Below are 542 nucleotides of genomic sequence, written 5' to 3'. Positions count from 1 at the left end.
CGAGGTGCGGGCTGTGCTGGAAGGAGCAGCCCTGCCGACGCGGGGGCTGATGAACCCCTATATCGTGACCTTCGTGAACACGGGCCGCGGCCTCGTCGCCTTCGATGCCGGGACGGGCGCGGGCCAGATGGCGCCGGGCACCGGCCTCCTGCCGCGCAACATGGCGGCCGCCGGGCTCCGGCCCGAGGACGTCACGCTGGTCGCCGTCAGCCATTTCCATGGCGACCACATCACCGGCCTCACCACGCGGGAGAACCAGCCCTTCTTCCCCAATGCCGAGGTCGCCGTGCCATCAGCCGAATGGGCCTGGTGGAGCGACAGTTCCAACGAGGCGCGCAGCCCGCAGTTCCAGCGCGGGAATTTTGCGAACACCGCCCGGCGCTTCGCGCCGCTGCGGTCGCGGATGCGGATGTTCGAGGCGGATGCGGAGGTCGCGCCCGGCATCCGCGCCATCGCGACTCCCGGCCACACGCCGGGGCACTGCTCCTTCCACGTCTCCAGCGGCAACGAGCAGTTCTTCGTCACCGCCGACGCCGCGGGAC

General features: G+C 71.0%; 1 protein-coding gene. It reads left to right on the top strand.

The genetic code is table 11. The features are described 5' to 3' along the window. Window positions 1-49: 49 nt before the first annotated feature. A partial coding sequence (locus AC1DWF_RS37910) for an MBL fold metallo-hydrolase (RefSeq protein WP_476843554.1) occupies window positions 50-542 on the top strand: 493 nt, incomplete at its 3' end.

This window comes from Aminobacter sp. P4_D5, from assembly GCF_056401815.1.
This window is presented reverse-complemented; position numbering and strand designations above follow the sequence as displayed.